The sequence below is a fragment of the Halomonas sp. 3A7M genome (genome assembly GCF_014897875.1).
Taxonomy (GTDB): domain Bacteria; phylum Pseudomonadota; class Gammaproteobacteria; order Pseudomonadales; family Halomonadaceae; genus Vreelandella.
Genome location: NZ_JABUZD010000040.1, coordinates 1 through 20,544, shown reverse-complemented (window position 1 = coordinate 20,544; position 20,544 = coordinate 1). Strand labels below are relative to the sequence as shown.

Genomic DNA, 20,544 nt, shown 5'->3' with positions numbered 1-20,544 from the left:
ATGACCCGCTTAATCGAACATCTAGTGGAACCACACCGGCTGCTGCTTTATTGGCAGGCGCGTGAGAGCACAAGCCGCTCTCGCTATTTAGTGGGGGAACTGATCAAGCGGGACGGTAAAGTGGTTCTCCTGTACGACCTAAATAGTTCTGAGATGGTCGAAGCAAAACGTATGGGCTTTAGAGGCTACCCGGCATTTCCTCTAAAGAAAACTGAGTACAGCAACCAAGTGCTGGAAGCATTCACTCGCCGCTTGCCGCCACGCAGTCGCCGTGACTTTGGGCGCTATCTCGAGCTACGCGCCATTCCAGCGAATGCTACTATTAGCGACTTCGCCTTGCTGGGCTACAGTGGCGCAAAACTACCCAATGACGGTTTTGAAGTTGTTCACCCTTTCGACAACCCACCTGAGGCCTTCGAGGTATTAATCGAAATCGCTGGGTTCCGTCATGAGTCACAGCTTGAGATAACTGATTTACAGGTAGGTGGCAGTATCCAATTTCTTCCCGAACCTGAAAACCCTGTAGACACTGGTGCCATTTGCATCGCAAGCGCCGGGCACAAGCTGGGCTATGTGCCCAGAGGACACCTCGACATGCTTCACCGTATGTTAGCAGAGGGCGCAATCCTTGAAGGGGAAGTATTCCGTACCAACGGAACATCAGAACGCCCGCTTGTCTATGTTTTGACGCGTATTTTAAAGGGCGACCTACCTATCCAAGCACTAAAAATGCAGGCTTAGTTCAACTCATCTGTTCTACCTAAGGCCCCCACCTCTTGGCTTATGAAGCGGTGGGGGCAAACAGAACTACCCTTGAGAAGCCGCCAGTGCTTGATCAATATCTGCTAACAGGTCGTCGATATGCTCAATGCCAATCGACAAGCGCACCATATCCGGCGTAACGCCTGCGGCCTTTAACTCCTGCTCATTTAACTGGCGGTGCGTGGTAGATGCTGGAATCGAAGAGCAGCTTTTAGCATCACCGATATTAACCAAACGCAGAATCAGCGCCAGGGCATCGTAGAAACGCTCACCGGCTGCCTGGCCCCCCTCAATACCAAAGCTAAGAATTCCCGAGGCATGGCCGTTCATATAATGCTTGGCCAGCGCATGGTCAGGGTGATTTTCCAAGCCCGCGTAGTGCACCCATTTCACCAGCGGATGGTTTTCCAAATGCTTGGCAACGGCTAACGCATTGGCACAAATGCGTTCAATACGCAGTGACAGCGTTTCCAGCCCCTGAAGCAGGTTCCAGGCCGCCTGGGCAGAAAGCGCCGCGCCCATGTTGCGCAGCGGCACCACGCGGGCACGGGCAATAAAGGCAGCATCGCCTACATCGCGGGTATAGCTAACACCGTGATAGGAGATGTCTGGCTCGTTTAGTAGCGGGAAACGGCTGGCATTTTCCGCCCAGGGGAATGTGCCTGAATCGACAATCACACCACCCACCGTGGTGCCGTGGCCACCGATATATTTCGTGGCCGAGTGAACGACAATATCCGCTCCGTGCTCAATGGGACGACATAAAAACGGCGTAGCGGTGGTGTTATCAACAATCACCGGCACCCCATGGCGATGTGCCGCGTCAGCTAGCTTTTTCAGGTCCACCACGCCACCGGATGGGTTACCGATGCTCTCGCAAAACACCGCTTTGGTACGCTCATCAATTAACGCTTCGATGCCGTCGATATCATCTTTATCGGCAAACCGTACTTGGATGCCTTGGCGTGGCAAAGTGTGGGCAAACAAGTTGTAAGTGCCGCCATACAGCTCACTAATCGAGACGATATTATCGCCCGCTTCAGCGATGGTTTGGATCGCATAGGTAATCGCCGCCATACCAGACGCCACTGCCAACCCTGCAATGCCACCTTCTAGCGCGGCCACCCGCTGCTCCAGCACGGCGCAGGTTGGGTTCATAATGCGCGAGTAAATATTTCCTTCCACTTTCAGATCAAACAGATCCGCCGCGTGCTGGGCGCTATCAAATGAAAACGACGTGGTCTGGTGGATCGGCACAGCAACAGCGTTTTGTGAATCAGGCGCATAGCCATGGTGGAGGGCAATGGTTTCAGGCTTCATAAGAACGGCTCGCTAGTTGATGAAGAGTCACCCTTGATCCTAAACAAGCGCCACTCTGAAGGCCAACGTCGTTTAGTCGAGGTAATAATCCTGATATGTCAGATATTGCACTTATCTCTCCCCATATATTGCTAGAAGTATAGAGCCACCTATTGATGTACAGTATAATTAGCCTGTTAAAATAAGCCTCATGTTAGACTCACGACTTCCATCATTTATTCATACCTATCGACAAAGGAACTGGCGATGCAAACAACGCCTCTAGTACGCAAAACGTCCTGCACCTTAGGTTTAGCTGCCGTACTCACTCTCAGCGGCTGTCAATCAGGTGCAGACATGGGCGGTATGCTCTCCGCTGGCACCGGCCTAGCAGGCGCTGTCACCATGAGTGACGAACAGATGCAACAACTAGGCGATCAAACGATTGCCCAGCTTGATGCCGAAAACCAGCTTGTCGCCAGTGACAGTCAATATGCCGAGCGGCTGGCAAGCCTGACCCAGGGTTGGGAAAATATCGACGGAAACGATCTTGAGTACAATGTCTATCAGTTGGATGACATCAACGCTTTTGCGGTACCCAACGGCTCTATCCGGTTACATACCGGCCTAATGGACGCAATGACAGACGACGAAGTGCGTTACGTTATCGCTCATGAAATTGGCCACGTGGCGCTAGGACACTCCAAGCGTGCTTTCCAAGTTGCTTACGCAGCATCGGCTGCGCGTGAAGCCGCCGCTGCCAGCGGAAGTGCTACTGCAGCGGCACTGTCAAGCTCTCAACTTGGTGAGCTGGGCGAAAAACTGGTGAATGCCCAGTTCTCTCAACGTCAGGAAAATGAAGCTGATGACTACGCTGTTGAGCTGATGCAGCAGTACAACCTGAATACAGAAGCCTCCCTGACTGCGCTACGCAAATTGGAAGCAGCATACGGCAACAACAGCAGCTTTTTCTCCAGCCACCCCGCCCCGGGTGAACGGGCCGAGCGCCTTGAAGCTACGCTAAACTAAGCGCAGCCTACTGCTTCACCACGTATTACTTCAACGCTCGCTACTCCATTGCCTTGCCAAGTAAGCGCCTCTCGGTCTTGCTTGGCAACGGCATTAGCCTGTTCGCGACCATTTGCCCCCTACCACCCACTACCCAACACAAAGCAGCCGTTTGCCCTCACGGGAGCCGCGTGACGTTTCACCCGTCGCACCTCGTTTTTGTGCGTTAGTGGCCAATCCTAGCCCTCTCAAAAAACATTCTAAATAATAGAATGGTTCGAGTATTTTTAATCAATTTTATAATTATGTTAGCCTGCTTACAATATCTCTCGTCGTCCTATAGCGATGAACAGTCATCGCAAATGTAGCGACGTTTTATTTAACGTGAGGTTAAAAGTTATGAAGTTAATCAATACAGTAGCCGCCGCCGCTCTAATTTTATTCTCTGGTGCAGCACTTGCCGAGCGCGGCTCTGGTGAAGCCAATAAGATCTCCTACCCTGATTCATCAGCGCAACACCAAACCGACGCGAGCACGTTCAGTGCTGCTGAGTTACCAATTAGAAATTCGAAGTAATCAGCAACCTTCCTAAATCAGGAATTTGCTAATGGGTGGGCCTTTTGGTCCACCTTTTTCATCGATGGAAAGAGCGGTATATGAGCACCGATGCCCCCCGCATAGATGCAAATGCTCGCTAGTAATCTCTAGAGACTTGCTGTTAGGTCTTTATTAAGCCCCCGTAAGTTAACTCCAATTCACCACGAAGAAACGTCTCTTGTTGTTCGCCATTCGAACAAAATGTTATTTTCTCGCCTCGTATCCACATCGACGCAGCCGAGACACTCATGAGTAATACCCTACCAGAAGATGCTTTAAAGCCGACGGATCGTGATTTTGTTGCCGCTCTGGCTAGCGGGCTGGAAGTCGTGATGGCGTTTGATGAGACGCACACGCGGATGACGCTCAGCGAAGTCGCCGAGCGCACAGGAATGAACCGCGCGAAAGCACGGCGATTTTTACTGACGCTCCACGCCCTTGGCTATGTACGCAAACAGCAACGCTACTTCGAGCTAACCCCCAAAGTGCTACAGCTGGGCTACTCCTATTTAGCGTCTAATAATTACCGAGGCGTCATTCAGCAGTACCTGGAGGATATTACCCGCCAGTGTGGTGAGTCTTCATCGCTTGGAGTGCTCGATGGTGACGACGTTATCTATCTGGCCCGCTCAGCTGCTCCACACCGCTTAATGGCAATCACGCTTTCCGTCGGCACCCGCCTACCAGCGGCATACACATCCATGGGTAGAGTGCTCCTTGCCCAGTTGCCGGATAGCGAGCTGGATAACTACCTGAGCCAGCTCACCTTAACGCGCTATACCGACAAAACTATTACCGATAGCGCATCACTAAAAGCGGCGATTCAGCAAGCGCGGGAACAGGGTTATGCGATTACCGATCAAGAGTTGGATTCCGGTCTGCGCTCGATTGCTGTACCCGTATTTGATACCCATGGGAAACTGGTCGGCGCGATGAATATCAGTACCAATGCCGCCCGCGTGGATATGCCTACGCTGCTAGAAACTTACCGGCCGTTATTGATGGAAAAAGCACAGCTCATTCGCCAATCGGTGAGTGTGTAGCCAAAATGAATGCTTAAGATGGTTCAGGCTATGGTCAAACGGCAAGTCCTCGTCTTTGGATGTCTGGGAGGGCTTGTCTATTGCCTGTTGACATCAAGACGGTTGCAGAAGAGACCACGACATCAATATGCTAAACGTCGCTACACGCTCTCAATTGTGACTCGATCAAGTAGTCCCCACTACTTAGCCGGCGCCTCTCCTGAACCACCAATATCCACGCATGAGTGACGCCAACGCCACCTTGGAAGCCGGCACAGCTAACCGGTCTCCCTCTCCATCTCGCCACATTGACTAAATAGAATGAAAACACTCCTCTACCAACGGGCGTATTGCCTTTAGTAACACATCATTCCCATCAGCCGTTCTCCACCCTAGCTCAACCGAAAAATGGCCCAACGGTAGCGGACAGGGCAGCACCTTCAGCCCTGTCATGGCAGCAATTGAAGTGGCAGCATGCGCCGGTATGGTGGCAATCGCCGACGTCCCTTTCAGTAAGTAGGGCAAGGCAGCAAAATGCGTTGTGGCAGCGACGACGCGGCGCGACAGTCCCCGTTCTGCCAATACTTCGTCGACGATACCCACAAAACCACCCGATGACACCAGGATATGCTCAGCGGAAACGAAGCCTTCGATATCTAGCACTGCTGTCGCCCAGTGTTCAGGATCCACTACACAGGCGTAACTCGCCTCACCGAGTAGACATCGGCTCAAGCCACTTCTTGCCAATCCTCCTGAGCTAATCGCCAAGTCCAAGTTTCGTCCTGCCAGGGCATCAGCGACCACTTGGCTGTGAGCTTGCCGGAAAACCAGGCGTAAGCCGGGCATTGCGTGCGCCGCACGCTCGATCAGACGTGATCCAATGGCGATTTCAAAGTCATCGGAAAGACCAACTGTCACAGACCGCCCCTCGAAACTGCGTCCTAATGGCGACACCATGGCAAGGCTTTGGCGGATTTTTTGCAGCGCCTCTGAAACAACGAGCTTCAACTGTTGAGCAAGCAGGGTCGGCGCCAGCCCGCGCCCGGTGCGCAGAAACAACGGATCACCATAAACGTCTCTCAAGCGCTTTAATGCCGCACTCACCGCCGATTGGGTCAACCCTAGCCGCGTTGCTGCGCGACTCGCACCGCCCTCTTCATAGAGAGCTTCAAATACCTTGAGTAAGTTCAGGTCCGTTTTTGCGATATCAACTTTATTCATAACAAACAGAAACAAGCCTATCTTCATTAATATCGCTATAGCTTATAGCATTTTTTGTTATCAACTTTTGACGCGTTTTTCCCAAAGGTACCCAGCATGACGCAAACGACCGTTGCCGCTCTCCAAATCGGCTCACTCCCCTCAGGCAAAGCCGCTACACTCGATCTCATCCTCTCCTATGAGTCTGCCATTATTGAAGCGGGTGCCACCTTAGTGGTGTTGCCCGAAGCCGTACTCGGTGGCTATCCCAAAGGGGAGATTTTCGGCACTCGGCTTGGCTACCGGCTGCCCGAGGGCCGTGACGCTTTCGCCGCTTACTTTGCTAACGCAATTGATGTTCCTGGCCCTGAAACAGAAGCTCTTGCTGATCTCTCGGCGCGTACCGGGGCAACCCTCGTGGTAGGCATTATTGAGCGTGATGGCAGCTCGCTCTACTGCTCAGCGCTATTCTTCGACCCTGAACAGGGGCTTATCGGCAAGCATCGCAAGCTGATGCCAACAGGCACAGAACGATTGATTTGGGCTCAAGGTGATGGCTCCACCCTAACCACTGTGAATACCCAAGCAGGGACTGCAGGTGCCGCTATCTGCTGGGAAAATCATATGCCGTTGCTGCGCACCGCTATGTACGCCAAGGGGGTTGAAATATGGTGCGCCCCCACAGTGGATGAACGCGATGTCTGGCAAGCATCCATGCGCCATATCGCCCACGAAGGGCGCTGTTTCGTCGTTAGCGCCTGTCAGATCCAACCCTCTCCCGCCGAGCTTGGCATTGAAGTAGCAGATTGGGACAGCAATCGCCCGCTGATTCGCGGCGGCAGTCTGATCGTTGGCCCGTTAGGAGACGTGCTTGCAGGACCGATGCGCGAACAGGCAGGCTTGCTAACAGCGCAGGTAGATACCGCCCAACTCATTCAGGCACGCTATGACTTTGATGTTGTTGGGCATTACTCCCGCCCTGATGTATTCGAGCTAACCGTCGATGAGCGGCCAAAGCAGGGGGTCGTCTTTAATTGCTAACGGTCTGTGCCACTGGCAGACGTTACGTGGGTAAGATGAACTGCACCTATCCCAGGTAGCGTTAGCCATTAAACGCACCGCCAGGACATATGCGTAGTGACGCTCAGCAACTGACTGCCTAGTGATACTTAACAAATAGTTCGCAGAGTAAGTTTTATAGAGTTCTGAGTAAGTAGTCACTCAGAACTCTATGCTTTGTTACTATTTGCTCGACGGCCCCAGGAAACGCGTTTCACTAACACGCGTTACCGATGGTTCTTCCAGCGATGTAAAGCGCAGCTCAATGGGGTGGCTGGGTTGAGTCAAAACACCCTCATCGGCGCTGAGAGCAACCCGTAAGCGGCGAGTCTCGTTAGCCTCTACGTCAATGGTTTCCATGCCTTGTAAGCGCAGCCCTGGCAAGCCGGATGCCGTTAACACATAGCGGTGAGGATCGGTATCTTGATTGCGCAGCGTTACGTTGTAGTAGTTGACGATGCGTCCACTTTCGGTGCCTTCAAACAACGCTTGGCGATCTCGCGCAATATCAACATCAATGGGTACTCGGGTATTCAAGAAGCCAACGAGTAGCGCCACCATAGAGAGCAACGCCACAGCATAAGCGATCAGTTGAGGGCGCCAGAAACGGGTGCCTTTTCCCTCCAACGCGCGCTCCGTGGTATAGCGTACGAGGCCAAGCGGTTTATTAAGCCGTGCCATGACGCTGTCACAGGCATCAATACACGCGGCGCAGCCAATGCATTCGTACTGCAGCCCATCACGAATATCGATCCCTGTTGGGCATACCTGAACACACAGCTCACAATCGATGCAGTCACCAACACTGGATGTCTTAGCAGCTTTTTGATGATGATTACGGCGAGGCTCACCACGCGCAGCATCATAAGAAACAATCAGTGTATTAGCGTCGAACATTGCCGACTGAAAACGCGCGTAAGGACACATATGGAGGCAGACTTGGTGGCGTAGCCAACCCGCATTCAGGTATGTAAAAACCGTGAAGAAGCCGATCCAAAATAGCGCCCAGGGGTGCGCATTCAAGCTGACAAAGTCCACCACCAACGCTCTAATCGGCGTGAAGTAACCGACAAAGGCGATCCCCGTTGCCAGCGCGATCAGCAACCAAGCCGCATGTTTAGCGGTTTTGCGCCACAGCGTGTCAAAGGTACGTGATGCGTTATCACGACGTATGCGACGGTGCCGTGGCCCTTCCAAGCGATGCTCAAACCAGATAAACAGAAAGGTCCAAACGCTTTGCGGACAGCTATAGCCACACCACACGCGCCCCGCCGCTACCGTGATCAAAAACAAGCCAAAGGCGCACAGCACCAAGATCCAGGTGAGCAAGATAAAGTCTTGTGGATAAAACGTCGCCGCAAAAATATGGAACTCTTGGGCAGCAAGGTCAAACCATACCAGAGGCCGGTCCCCCCAATTAACCCATGGCAAGCCAAAATACAGCGCCATTAACAACCAGTTTGAGTAACGCCGGATGCGTTGAAAGAAGCCGCCAATTTCTCGCACATAAATATGCCCAAGCTTGGATGGCTTATTACTGGGTGGCTTGTTACTAGCAGGCTGATGACGGGAATCATTAGCAGAAGGCGAGTGGTATTCAACCGCTGCCTCAGTGGTTAGGTTTTGCAATGGAATGCGTTGCGTCATACCGATATCCAGAATAGAGGGAGTGGAGGTCATACGGTCGAGGGGCGTCGCCGATTATTAACCACCACTATCCCCACTACGCTGACTAACAAACAGGCGCAGTTTTAGATAAATATTGCGTATCAGTTGCGTCGAAACAGCTTATAAATTCACCTTCTGATATGCTTTTTATTAATGAATTTGAGCCTGTTTTAAATTTCCCACATGCGTCACAGTGGCATTTCCCTCTAGCAGAGAGTTTCACTTGTGCCACTTAAAACTGTGATGGAGTATCCTGGGGCTATCCTCAACGCACCGACGGTTTATCCCATGAAACGTTACGAACAATTTGCCGATGAGATCGCCACGTTGATTCGTCAGGGCGTGCTTGGCCCTGGGGAGCGAATTCCCTCGGTTCGCTAGGCCAGTCGTCACCATGGGATCAGCCCATCCACGGTGTTTCAGGCGTACTACTTACTCGAAAACCGCGGTCTCATCACGGCACGAGCACGCTCAGGCTATTTTGTTCGTGAACATGCTCGGCGCTTGCTGGGCGAGCCACGTGTGACGTTGCAGCCCACTGACCCCGCGGAAGTAGAAGTCAGTGAGCTAGTGTTCTCGGTGCTCGACTCACTGCAGGATGATCGAACGGTGCCTTTTGGGTCAGCTTTCCCAAGCCCTGAGCTTTTCCCGCTTTCTCGGCTGAGCACCAGCATGACACGTGGTCTGCGCGAGCTTTCTCCTCAGCAGGTAGTGGCCGACATGACCACCGGGCATGTCGACCTGTGCCGACAAATCGCCCTGCGCTACATGCTGGGGGGAATTCAGCTTCCAATGGAAGAGCTGGTGATTACCAATGGCGCGATGGAAGCGCTCAACTTAGCCCTGCAGTGCGTGACCCAACCTGGCGATTTGGTGGCGGTTGAGTCCCCGGCGTTTTATGCCAGCCTGCAAGTATTGGAGCGGCTAAAACTGCGTGCACAGTGCATCCGCGCGAGGGTATCGACCTTGATGTGTTAGCGGAGCGGCTAGCATCGTTACCTATCAAAGCCTGCTGGTTTATGAGTCATCTGCAAAACCCGCTCGGCGCCAGCCTAAGCAATGAGCGTAAGCAGACCCTTTATCAACTATTAAAGCAGCACCAAGTCCCTATGCTAGAGGATGACGTGTATGCCGAGCTTTACTTTGGCAGCACGCCACCTGCCCCAGTGAAGGCGTTTGATGATGAGGGGTTAGTGATTCACTGCAGCTCTTTCTCGAAATGTTTGGCGCCTGGCTATCGCGTTGGCTGGGTAGCCGGGGGGCGCTACGCCGAAGCTATTTCAAGACTGAAGTTAATGACGACTATTTCGCCCTCCATTCCCGCGCAGGCAGCCATTGCCGACTATTTACAGCACGGCGGCTATGACCGTCACTTACGTAAGCTCCGCCACGCTCTGGAAGCCCAACAAGGTAGTATGCTGGCGTCTGCAGACCGCTACTTTCCCACCCAAACGCGTATTACCCGCCCTGATGGCGGCTACTTTTTATGGGTAGAGTTTCCTGAAAAAGTTGACTCACTACGCTTATTTAACATGGCGCTCGACCACGGTGTTAGCTTAGCGCCAGGCCCCATTTTTTCTGCAACCCAGCAGTTCCGACACTGTGTACGCTTAAGCTATGGCCACCCGTGGACAGCACGCAGCGAGCGGGGCATGACCCTGGGGCAGTTATTAACTCTTTTTTAACCCCCTTGTTTTAATCCTCCCTATTTTAACAGCCCTGTTTTAACAACTCGATTCTAGTAGACCGGTCACAACTTATTGCCGCCATGTTGCTTACCTCGTGGCGCTCTCAATCAACTGATATGGTTGTTTAATAAAAATCTGAGTCTGTTATGAAATACAGCAGACAATAGACTACTCCGATGAAGCCACACAGCGGCTATACCGGCCCGCTATTGAGTTAAAGAGGGTGGCTGTCACCGGAGGAAGCACCATGTTCGGAATTGAGGCCGTTGACCTGGCCAGAATTCAGTTTGCCTTTACGATTTCCTTTCACATTATCTTTCCTGCCATCACCATCGGGCTAGCCAGCTACTTAGCGGTATTAGAGGGTCTCTGGCTTAAAACCCAACGGGATACCTATCGCCTTCTTTACCATTTCTGGTCAAAAATATTCGCCGTTAATTTTGCGATGGGGGTGGTATCCGGCATTGTGATGGCGTACCAGTTTGGGACCCACTGGAGCGGATTTTCCGCCTTTTCAGGCAGCATCACAGGGCCCTTGCTCACCTATGAAGTGCTTACCGCCTTCTTCCTTGAAGCCGGGTTTTTAGGCGTAATGCTATTTGGCTGGGAACGTGTCGGCCGAGGCTTACACTTTTTCGCTACCTGTATGGTTGCACTCGGCACCATCGTGTCGATGTTTTGGATTCTCTCCTCCAATAGTTGGATGCAGACACCTCAAGGGCACGAAATTGTTAATGGCGCGGTGATTCCAGTTGACTGGATGAAGATTGTCTTTAACCCCTCGTTCCCCTATCGACTTGCCCATATGGCCCTAGCCGCCTTTTTGAGTACAGCCTTATTCGTCGCTGCCTCCAGCGCTTGGCTGCTGCTACGGGGTAAGCAGTCTGCCGAGGTACGGACGATGCTTTCCATGGCACTCATTATGCTGGCAATCACCGCTCCGCTACAGGCTGTGGTGGGAGACTTTCATGGCCTCAATACGCTTAAACATCAGCCTGCCAAAATCGCCGCTATCGAAGGGCATTGGGATAACAGCAGCGGCGAGCCCACCCCACTCATTCTATTCGGCTGGCCCGATATGGCGCGCGAAGAAACCCGTTTCAAACTGGAGATCCCTGTGCTGGGAAGCCTGCTGTTAAAACATAGTTTGACCGAGCAGGTGCCCGCCCTTAAAGAGTTCGCCCCACAAGACAGACCCAATTCGACCATCGTGTTTTGGAGCTTTCGCTTGATGGTGGGGTTGGGCGTATTAATGATTTTGCTTGCCATCGTGGGCAACATCCTGCGCCTCAAAGGTCAACTTTATGGCTCCCATAAATTTCTTATCTGCACCCTATGCATGGGGCCAGCAGGTCTGGTGGCACTGCTAGCGGGCTGGTTTACCACAGAAGTAGGCCGACAACCCTGGGTAGTTTACGGGTTATTAAGAACCACCGATGCAGCATCAGCGCACAGTGCTGTTCACCTCAGCATTAGCTTAACTATTTTTGTGGTGGTGTATCTGGCGGTTTTTGGCACCGGCGTTGTGTACATGATGCACTTGGTAAACAAAGGCCCAAGCGAGCCCTCCACACCTACGCTAGGCGGCCCGGGCCATCATCGCACGCCAGCTCGCCCTCTCTCGGCGGCCAATGAAACGCTGAGCACAACTCACTAATTAGAACGGGGTGCACTATGGGAATTGATCTATCACTCGCCTGGGCCATTATCATTCTGTTTGGGTTGATGATGTATGTAGTCATGGATGGGTTTGACTTGGGCATTGGCTTGCTCTTTCTGCATGTTCATAACGAGCAAGACCGAGACATTATGATGAACACCGTTGCGCCGGTGTGGGACGGTAACGAAACGTGGTTGGTGCTAGGCGGAGCAGGGTTGTTTGCTGCGTTCCCCCTCGCCTACGCAGTCGTGTTGGAAGCGCTGGCTATTCCGCTGATCGTGATGCTGCTAGGGCTGATTTTTCGCGGCGTCGCCTTTGAGTTTCGCTTCAAGGCCTCCCCCGAGCGACGGCATGTATGGGATAAAGCTTTCATTGGCGGCTCGCTGCTGGCAACGGCAGCCCAGGGCATTGCATTGGGTGCTTATATTCAAGGTATCGCTTTCGACGGCACTCACTACAGCGGAGGAGCGCTGGATTGGCTAACGCCATTCTCGCTATTTTGCGGTATCGGCTTGCTGTTTGCTTATGCTCTGCTTGGCAGCACTTGGCTGATTATGAAAACTGAAGGGCTCTTGCAACAACGGATGTACCAGATCACCAAACCGTTAATCATCGGGCTACTCATTATGATCGCCCTGATAAGCGTATGGACACCGCTGGCCTATCCAAACATTGCGTCACGCTGGTTTTCGTTACCCAACCTACTGTGGTTCTTACCGGTGCCGCTATTAGTAGCTATCACCGGCTGGTGGCTGTGGCGTGCCATTACTTATCAGCGCAACGCGCTTCCCTTTATTTTGGTACTGGGGCTGGTTTTTCTAGGCTATAGCGGTTTGGGCATTAGCTTGTGGCCAACCATTATTCCGCCGAATGCATCTATCTGGCAGGTTGCCGCTCCGCCCCAAAGTCAAGGCTTTGCCTTAGTGGGAACACTGTTTATTTTACCAATTATTTTGATGTACACCGCATGGAGCTACTACGTCTTCCGCGGCAAGGTGAAGCCGGGTGATGCCTACCATTGAACAAGCTGATGTTGATCAACGTACTGGTATTAAGGAACGTACAGGAGCAATGCAATGAAATCACTCGCTAAGCGTTTAGGCTGGTTAATGACCCTTTGGTTGTCGAGTGTTGGTGTTCTGTTACTGCTTTCACTGGGAATTAAGCTCATGATGGGGCTAGTGGGCTTAACCAGCTAAACGACTGACTTTGTCTGGTCAACGTATTAGGCATGGGGTCATAGGTTATGAATGCTCTATGGCAACGTGCCTGCCACTGAACAATATTCACCGCTGTACAAAATCCGACGTTGTTGATGCCGCCGAAAAATCGCGCAGCTCCCTTACTCTTTCACGCCTCCAACTCCCCACTCGCCTTCATCAAGACCAAAGTATAAGAATTACAATTATCAAAAATTGATAACTTTTTTTTCCTTTGCTTATTTTACTGCGTATCGTTTATCAAAATTTGAGGTAATTTCGATGGGGCCATCCGACCGCATGCTGGCGCTGCTGTGCTGCCTAGCCAATCAAGGAGAAGCAATGACGGTGAAGTCGCTGGCCGAGCTAACCGCTCAGCCAGTCTCGACTGCATACCGCCACCTGCGCCAACTTTTGGCCTGGGGCCTAGTCAGCGAGCGCGAGGGTGGCACCTATGCGCCAGGCCCTCAGGCGGTGCGTCTGCACCAAGGTTTCGAACACCACAACGAACTGCTTCGCTGGGCTCGCCCGGTGCTGATCGAGTTGACTGAGACCACCCAGGAGAGCTCAGCGCTGCTGATAGCAGTACGTGACCACGCCCTCTGCGTAGAGATGATCGATAGCCCACAGCCGCTGCGCTGCTGCTACCACCGGGGCCAAGTGCAACCGTTACTCAAGGGTGCCAGCGCTCGGGCGCTGTTGGCCTGGATGAGCGAAGAAGAGCGTCAAATGGCACTGATGCTTCGCTCGGCGGCGGAGCGGGACGATGCCCTGATCGGCCTTGAGGCTATTCGCCAGCAGGGCGTAGCGATCAGTCTGGGCGAAATAGATCAAGGGGTGTGGGGCGCCAGCGCGCCAGTGTTCAACGGCCGCAGTCGCCTTAAGGCTGTGATCAGTGTGATGGCCCCCAGCGCCCGGGCTCAAGACCGAGCCGAGGCCCTGAGCGAGGCCACGCGCCTCAGTGCACAACGATTAGGAGAACTCCTGCAGTGACACAAGCAGATAATGAGGCGGCGCTGATGGCGCCCTGGCAAGGCCGGGTCGATAACACGGAGACAGGTGACGCACGGCGCTGGCATCAGGTGATGCGTCCGGTTTCTCAGGCCAAGGCGCCGGGGCGCGCTTTGTTAGGTTTTTGCTCTGATGCTGGCGTCGCCCGCAACCAAGGACGGACGGGGGCCAGTGAAGGCCCCCTGGCGCTGCGTCGCCAGCTAGCTAACCAGGCTTATCACCTAACGGCACCGCTGTATGATGCCGGCGATGTGGTCTGCCAAGGCGACAACCTAGAGAGCGCCCAGCAAGCCTTCGCCGGGCAGGTGTCCGAACTGCTCGAACAGGGGCATCGGGTTATCGGCTTAGGCGGCGGCCACGAGATCGCCTTCGCTAGCTTTTCGGGGCTGCTAGCTCACGCCCAACGTCAGGCGACGATGCCGCGCCTAGGCATTCTCAACCTGGATGCTCATCTTGACCTACGCCAGGCCGAGCGCGCCAGCTCCGGCACGCCCTTTCGGCAGTGCGCCGAGCTGTGCCAAGAGGCGGGCATCGACTTCCACTACACCTGCCTTGGCGTGAGTCGTGGCGGCAATACACCAGCGCTTTTCGCCCGCGCCGAGTCGCTGGGAGTGGAGTGGGTGCTCGACGAGCAGTGTCGCTCGCTGGACAGCCCCGCGATGAAAGCCGCTCTGGAGCGGCTGCTGACACAGGTCGACTGGCTCTACCTCACCATCTGCTTAGACGCCTTACCAGCCTGGATTGCCCCGGGCGTCAGCGCCCCTTCCGCCCGGGGCATCGAGCTGTCCCTGGTTGAGGATGTCATTGATCATCTAGCCGCACGCGTTGCGCTGCCAGTAGTGGACGTAGCCGAGTTCAATCCAAGCCTAGATATAGACGCGCGAACGGCCCGTGTGGCGGCCCGTCTGGTCGAGCGCCTGGCGCGCTAACCAACGATTAACCGGTCGTCAACGGCCACCCCTACCCGACCGCCCTGAGCGGCACACAACAACTCATGGAGCATCAACATGCACTTTACTCTGGATGCCGTGTCCACCACGGCACTGGCGCTGATATTGCTTGCATTTGGCGCCGGGCTTAAGCGCCGGCTCAACTGGCTGGAACACTTCTGCGTCCCTACCCCAGTGATCGGCGGTTTCGGCTTCGCCCTGCTGGCCTGGCTGCTGCGCGATCTTGGCTTGGTTACCTTCGAGCCTTGACACGGCGATGCAGAGTCCATTGATGATCGCCTTCTTCACCACCGTGGGCCTGGGTGGAAGCCTGGCGCTGCTCAAGAAGGGCGGTAAGGCGCTGGGCATCTATCTAGTGGCCTGCTGGCTGCTGGCGCTGATGCAGAACGGCGTGGGCATTGGCATGGCCAGCCTGCTTGGCCTCGACCCGCTGATCGGCCTGATGGCCGGAGCCACCTCCTTAGAGGGCGGCTTTGGCGCAGCAGCGGCCTTTGGCCCTGAGGCGGAAGCCCTGGGTGCCCAGGGTGCCACTACTGCCGCCATTGCCTCTGCCACCTTCGGCATGATTGTCGGCGGTGTGATCGGCGCGCCCATCGCCCGCTGGATCATCGATCGTCGGCAGATTCCGGTTGTCGCCGAGGACGTGCATGATCTGGAGAAACTGCAAGCCGAGGAGCGCCCCACCCAAGCGCCCATCGACAGCCGTACCCTGCTGCGCGTGCTGGCCGTTGTAGTACCGATCATGGTACTGGGAGTGTGGTTCAAAGAGGCCCTGTCAACTCACCTAGGGGTCATCCTGCCGAGTTATGTGGGCGCCATGTTTGTCGCCATCCTGCTACGCAATCTTAATGATCGCTTCCACTGGGTCAGCATGCCAGACAACGCCCTCGCCACCCTGGGCGACGTAGCCTTGGGCGTCTTCCTGACCATGGCAATGATGAATCTTAAGATCTGGCAGCTCCAGGAGATGGGCGGCTCACTGCTGTTAATCCTGCTGGTGCAGACCTTGGCCATCGTCTTCCTGGCCGTGGTGGTGCTGTTCCGTCTGCTGGGCCGCAACTACGACGCCGCAGTGCTTACCGCGGGCTTTATTGGCCACGGTCTAGGCGCTACTCCCAATGCGGTGGCGAATATGAGCGCGGTGTGCGAGCACTATCGTGTGGTGTCGCATAAGGCCTTCATTATCGTCCCGCTGTGCGGCGCCGTGCTGATCGATATTGTCGCCATCCCCGCCATTACCTGGTGTCTGAACGCCTTCGCCTGATCAATGTTCGTCCGACAACGCTAGCCTCTGGATTCAGCTGGCGTTGTCGTTTTTGTCGCCGATGCCGCGAAGGTACTCATTACCTCTAGCCACACCTCTGCTACCGGTGAAGGCAAACCCTCGCGGCAAATTGCGCTCCCCAGGCACCTGCTCCAACTCCTCCATGGCTTTCGACCGTATAACGCCAATCAGAAACGCATTAGGACACGTTATCCTCTTTAGTAACGGGCTCTTCGATGGGCTCGCCATTCTCATCCAGCAATTGGTGATCATATGCTGCTTGAAGCCCCGTCTCTTCAGCAGCGGACTGCTCCTCTTGCAGTGGTTCTTCTTCAACTGATTCTTCCACCAAGTCTGCCCAGTAATCAATGTGGCCAGGATAAGCTGGCGATATAATCGCCACCACAATACCAACGACAGAAAATAGCGAAAATGCGTAGGCATAACCAAAGCCGTCCACCAGCATACCAACAACCGGCGATCCTACTGCCTGCCCAAGCGCACAGGCCATAAAAGGCAAGACTGGCCCCATGGAAAGCCGCCCCGGCAATAGCCGAATCCCCGTCATCAGATACAGTCCCGTTAAGCTCATGTAAGCAAGTCCAAACACCATGGCGGAAAATATCGCCAATGCTAACTGGCCTGGACTGGCAGCAAGCAACACCAAGCTTGAAGACAACATCATTAACATTAATGCCTGCGTAATAGGAGGGTTATTACGGTCAGCCAAATCACTCACTACGGCACCTCCAAGCCCAGCAAGTCCTACGGCAAACCAAAGCCAACCAGTTTGATTAGGAGGCAACCCACCAAGGGTAACGGCCAAATCAGGCGCAAAAAGCCAGAACGGCGAAGACACAAACCCCATAGCGAAAGCAAAGAGTGATAGCCGGGTAAGGCGCGACCACTGTAGCCGCGTGATTGGCGGTGGCGGCGCCGCATTCGCTGGCACAACCCGAGAGACCGAAGGAATAAAGTACCAGGCAGCAATGACCCCTAAGCCTGCCAAAACAGCAAAGCTAGTGTAGGTAAAGCGCCACGCATCGGCCAGGAAAACGACCGTCGGCACTGCTACGATAATGCCAATACTGGTGCCAGCATTCATGATAGAGCTAACGCGGCCATGCATTGTTCGGATCACCAGCGCCTGCATAGCAGCCGTCAGAGCGGGCATCATCAAGCCGGTACAAATGCCGCAGACAAAAACACCTACGCCGAGCGATAAGGCGCCAGAAGACTGGCTGATAAAGACAAGGCCAGCCACACCAAATCCACCTGACAACACCGCTAAATTACGCGCACCGAGCCGATCGGCTGCAAGCGGTGCGAACAACGTCGCCAAGACAAAACTAATAAACGGCAGCGCCCCAATAATGCCAATCAAGTACGCTGTCAGTTCTAGCTCGGCGCTAATGGAAGGCACAAATAAACCAAACGCAAAGCGCGCAAGTCCATAGCTAATCGCTACCAGCGCTGCACCAAATAGGGCGAACCCCATGTTCGACAAGGTTTTCATACCGAGCACTCCACGGCCGTGTGTGTCTTGTGCATCAAGCTGATCTATCAACTGCGCCACCAATAGCTTACTTCGCTGGGTGATTGCAATCTCCGGCTGTGTGGCTGCCGCAAAGAGGTATGATTTAGTCGATACGCAGAATGCTTAAGTTAAAAATAAGCATTAAAAGAAGGTGACACTGAAAGTTTCACCGCTAGCTGCCAAGGGCGTTGATAACATCGCTAAGAAGTCACTTCGGTTGTATCAACCCATCACCGTTGCTTTGAAAGCAACAAATTTGTCATTAAAACGACTCTTTTCTACCCGCCAAGTCGCTTAGCTTACAAAAAGCCGAATAAAGGCACCGACAACAGTAGGGATAGGAAATGTTTTCAGATAAACAAGTTAGTGAAGCCACTGCTTTGCGGCATCGGCTACACCAGCAGCCCGAGCTTAAATTCCAGGAAAATAACACCGCCGCGCTGGTCGCGGAGCGGCTAAGAGCGCTTGGCTATCGCGTTACCGAAGGTATTGCCACTACAGGCGTTATGGCTGAGCTAGCGACCGGTCACGAAGGCCCAGTGATTGCCTTTCGCGCCGATATGGATGCGTTACCCATCAAGGAAGCCAACACATTTGAGCATCGCTCCCAACGGCAAGGTTTGATGCATGCCTGTGGTCACGATGGGCATACCGCCACGCTTTTGTTGGCTGCCGAGGCCATCATGGCGCTGCGTGACGAGCTGTGTGGACACATTAAACTGCTATTTCAGCCTGGCGAGGAAGGTGGCAATGGTGCCGACATCATGGTCAAGGCAGGGGTATTGGAAAACCCCAAGGTGGACGCGATATTTGGCTACCACAACCGCCCTGGTTTCCCAACAGGCCAACTGTTTGTTAAACCCGGGCCGGCTATGGGCGGTAACGACACTTATAAAATCACTATCGAAGGTATTTCCGGCCATGCCGCCATGCCGCACTTGGCGGTAGATCCTATTTATGTCGGGGCATCGCTGGTACAGCAGTTGCAAGGGTTAGTGGGCCGCCACAAATCGCCGCTGGAAGCAGGCGTGATCACTGTAGCTGCTTTCCATGCGGGCGATGCCGCAAATGTGATTCCTGGCCAAGCCGAGCTGCTAGTGAATATCCGCAGCGACCGCCCCTCTTCACGCGAAGCGCTTGCAGGCAAGCTTAAGCAGGTAACCGCTGGCGTATGCGCAGCCCACAGTGCGCAGTTTCATCTGGAACACCTACACCAGGTGCCCCCCCTGGTTAACGACCCTGCGTGGTCAGAACGTGTGTTAGCGGTTGCCAACAAGCACGGAATAAGCCACGACATTCAGCAGCTGGACTATATGCCCACTATGGGTGCCGAAGATTTCGCGTTCTACCTGCAGGAAGTACCGGGGTGTTTCTTCTTTGTCGGTAATGGCGATAGCGCCTATCTGCACAACGAGCACTACGACTTTAACGATGCTGTTCTGCCGGTCGCAGGCGGGATGTTTGTGGCGCTGGCAAAAGAGCTGTTAGCACGAGCGTAATTCTCTGCAGGCCTCTCATTATTACGATTAAAAAAATAACGTTAAGTAAAAAGGATTAATACGATGCAAGGTGTTCTTTCATCTATTGAGCGTGTGGGTAATAAGCTCCCACACCCGTTTATTCTCTTTGTCATTTTGGCTGGCGTAGTTGTGGTCGTCTCAGCCCTGCTTGCCGCACTCGGCGTTTCAGCGGTTAACCCGCAAACCGACGCAGTGGTGCAGGTACGCAGTCTACTCTCGGCTGATGGCATTGAGTTTATGCTGACCAGCGTGGTCAGTAACTTCGTTAACTTCCCTCCCCTCGGCCTTATTTTGGTGGTGATGTTTGGCATTGGTTTGGCCGATAAAGTGGGCTTAATGTCGACCTTGATGCAGGTGAGCGTGGCGAAAGCACCACCCGCTCTGCTCACTTTCTGCGTTTTTATGGCGGGTATTTGCGGCAGTATTGCCTCCGATGCCAACTACCTGATCCTGATCCCGCTAGCCGCCATGGTGTACTACTCGGTGGGCCGTCACCCAATCGCCGGTGCAGCTGCCGCCTACGCAGCGGCAGGCGCCGGGTTTGATGCCAGCCTGTTCATTACCGTCGGGGATGCGCTGTTTGCTGGCATAACCACGGAGGCCGCACGCTTGGTAGACCCAGACGCCTACGTCTCACCTGTTGATAACTACTACTTTGTGGCCTGCTCAGTGTTTGTGCTGGCAATTGTTGGCACGTTAGTCATCGATAAGATCGTAGAGCCGAGGCTGCAACGCACCCTACCGATAAGCAAAGACTTTAAAACTGACATTATAAAACCGGCATTAACCGACGCAGAAAAGCGCGGCCTAAAGCGGGTAGGTATTGCCACACTGATTTACCTAGCGCTGATCTTAATCGCCGTGGTGCCCGAGGCATCACCACTGCGCAATGAAGAGGGCGGCTTGATCCCCTCGCCCTTTTTGCGCTCACTCGTGCCACTGATGTTTGGCTACTTCGTCACTATTGGCTTGGTATACGGCATCACCACCGACAAGATCACCAGCAGCCGTGATGTACCACAACGCATGGCGGAGTCTGCCAGTGACTTAGCACCTACCCTAGCCCGGATTTCTCACAGGGTATAAAAGAAAGCGGCTGA

Annotated in this window: 18 protein-coding genes and 1 pseudogene; 15 read left to right on the top strand and 4 right to left on the bottom strand. The window is 53.9% G+C overall.

Annotated features, from left to right (window positions below):
* Positions 1-741 (top strand): HIRAN domain-containing protein, encoded by a 741-nt coding sequence (locus INT19_RS03205; RefSeq protein ID WP_193059694.1) that lies wholly within the window; start codon positions 1-3, stop codon positions 739-741.
* Positions 742-807: 66 nt separating this feature from the next.
* Here INT19_RS03205 and INT19_RS03200 read toward each other — a convergent pair whose 3' ends face one another.
* On the bottom strand, positions 808-2,082 hold the full coding sequence (locus INT19_RS03200) for an O-acetylhomoserine aminocarboxypropyltransferase/cysteine synthase family protein (protein ID WP_193059693.1): 1,275 nt from the start codon (positions 2,080-2,082) through the stop codon (positions 808-810).
* 246 nt (positions 2,083-2,328) lie between these two features.
* Between INT19_RS03200 and INT19_RS03195 the strand changes: the two genes are divergently transcribed.
* From INT19_RS03195 to INT19_RS03185, 3 genes are all read left to right on the top strand, one after another.
* Positions 2,329-3,090, top strand: a complete 762-nt coding sequence (locus INT19_RS03195) for a M48 family metalloprotease (protein ID WP_193059692.1) — start codon at positions 2,329-2,331, stop codon at positions 3,088-3,090.
* A gap of 378 nt (positions 3,091-3,468) precedes the next feature.
* On the top strand, positions 3,469-3,645 hold the full coding sequence (locus INT19_RS03190) for a hypothetical protein (RefSeq protein WP_193059691.1): 177 nt from the start codon (positions 3,469-3,471) through the stop codon (positions 3,643-3,645).
* Positions 3,646-3,914: 269 nt separating this feature from the next.
* Positions 3,915-4,709: an IclR family transcriptional regulator domain-containing protein gene (locus INT19_RS03185; protein ID WP_193059690.1), complete on the top strand. Its 795-nt coding sequence runs from the start codon at positions 3,915-3,917 to the stop codon at positions 4,707-4,709.
* A 291-nt stretch (positions 4,710-5,000) separates the two neighbouring features.
* Here the strand turns inward: INT19_RS03185 and INT19_RS03180 are convergent, their stop codons facing one another.
* Positions 5,001-5,936, bottom strand: a complete 936-nt coding sequence (locus INT19_RS03180) for a LysR family transcriptional regulator (RefSeq protein ID WP_226912355.1) — start codon at positions 5,934-5,936, stop codon at positions 5,001-5,003.
* 69 nt (positions 5,937-6,005) lie between these two features.
* Between INT19_RS03180 and INT19_RS03175 the strand changes: the two genes are divergently transcribed.
* Positions 6,006-6,929, top strand: a complete 924-nt coding sequence (locus tag INT19_RS03175; protein WP_193059689.1) for a carbon-nitrogen hydrolase family protein — start codon at positions 6,006-6,008, stop codon at positions 6,927-6,929.
* Positions 6,930-7,130: 201 nt separating this feature from the next.
* On the opposite strand, the gene ccoG is transcribed toward INT19_RS03175, so the two are convergent.
* Positions 7,131-8,594, bottom strand: a complete 1,464-nt coding sequence (gene ccoG / locus INT19_RS03170; RefSeq protein WP_193059688.1) for a cytochrome c oxidase accessory protein CcoG — start codon at positions 8,592-8,594, stop codon at positions 7,131-7,133.
* Between the two features lie 309 nt (positions 8,595-8,903).
* Between ccoG and mapR the strand changes: the two are divergent.
* From mapR to INT19_RS03135, 8 genes and pseudogenes are all read left to right on the top strand, one after another.
* Positions 8,904-10,300, top strand: a pseudogene (gene mapR / locus INT19_RS03165) (GntR family transcriptional regulator MpaR).
* 250 nt (positions 10,301-10,550) lie between these two features.
* Positions 10,551-11,960: a cytochrome ubiquinol oxidase subunit I gene (locus tag INT19_RS03160; RefSeq protein ID WP_193059687.1), complete on the top strand. Its 1,410-nt coding sequence runs from the start codon at positions 10,551-10,553 to the stop codon at positions 11,958-11,960.
* Positions 11,961-11,977: 17 nt separating this feature from the next.
* Positions 11,978-12,985, top strand: a complete 1,008-nt coding sequence (cydB, locus tag INT19_RS03155; RefSeq protein WP_146944482.1) for a cytochrome d ubiquinol oxidase subunit II — start codon at positions 11,978-11,980, stop codon at positions 12,983-12,985.
* 54 nt (positions 12,986-13,039) lie between these two features.
* A complete protein-coding gene (locus tag INT19_RS03150; protein WP_089040505.1) occupies positions 13,040-13,162 on the top strand; it encodes a DUF2474 family protein in 123 nt (40 codons plus the stop codon).
* A gap of 282 nt (positions 13,163-13,444) precedes the next feature.
* Complete coding sequence (locus tag INT19_RS03145) at positions 13,445-14,155, top strand: IclR family transcriptional regulator (RefSeq protein ID WP_146944484.1); 711 nt, start codon at positions 13,445-13,447, stop codon at positions 14,153-14,155.
* Positions 14,152-15,102 carry a formimidoylglutamase gene (hutG, locus tag INT19_RS03140; RefSeq protein ID WP_319022010.1) on the top strand — a complete coding sequence of 317 codons (951 nt, stop codon included), beginning with the start codon at positions 14,152-14,154 and terminating at the stop codon, positions 15,100-15,102. The genes INT19_RS03145 and hutG overlap by 4 nt, the downstream gene beginning before the upstream one ends.
* Before the next feature lie 78 nt (positions 15,103-15,180).
* Positions 15,181-15,372, top strand: coding sequence for a sodium/glutamate symporter (locus tag INT19_RS19570; RefSeq protein ID WP_264298801.1), 192 nt, complete (start codon positions 15,181-15,183; stop codon positions 15,370-15,372).
* 22 nt (positions 15,373-15,394) lie between these two features.
* The gene (locus tag INT19_RS03135) at positions 15,395-16,387 is read left to right on the top strand and encodes a sodium/glutamate symporter (RefSeq protein ID WP_264299075.1); all 993 of its coding nucleotides are present in this window, start codon (positions 15,395-15,397) and stop codon (positions 16,385-16,387) included.
* 199 nt (positions 16,388-16,586) lie between these two features.
* Here INT19_RS03135 and INT19_RS03130 read toward each other — a convergent pair whose 3' ends face one another.
* On the bottom strand, positions 16,587-17,903 hold the full coding sequence (locus INT19_RS03130) for an MFS transporter (RefSeq protein WP_193059686.1): 1,317 nt from the start codon (positions 17,901-17,903) through the stop codon (positions 16,587-16,589).
* Between the two features lie 365 nt (positions 17,904-18,268).
* On the opposite strand from INT19_RS03130, the gene INT19_RS03125 reads away from it, so the two are divergent.
* A complete protein-coding gene (locus INT19_RS03125) occupies positions 18,269-19,423 on the top strand; it encodes a M20 metallopeptidase family protein (RefSeq protein WP_193059685.1) in 1,155 nt (384 codons plus the stop codon).
* A gap of 63 nt (positions 19,424-19,486) precedes the next feature.
* A complete protein-coding gene (locus INT19_RS03120) occupies positions 19,487-20,530 on the top strand; it encodes an AbgT family transporter (protein WP_226924461.1) in 1,044 nt (347 codons plus the stop codon).
* Positions 20,531-20,544: the final 14 nt, after the last annotated feature.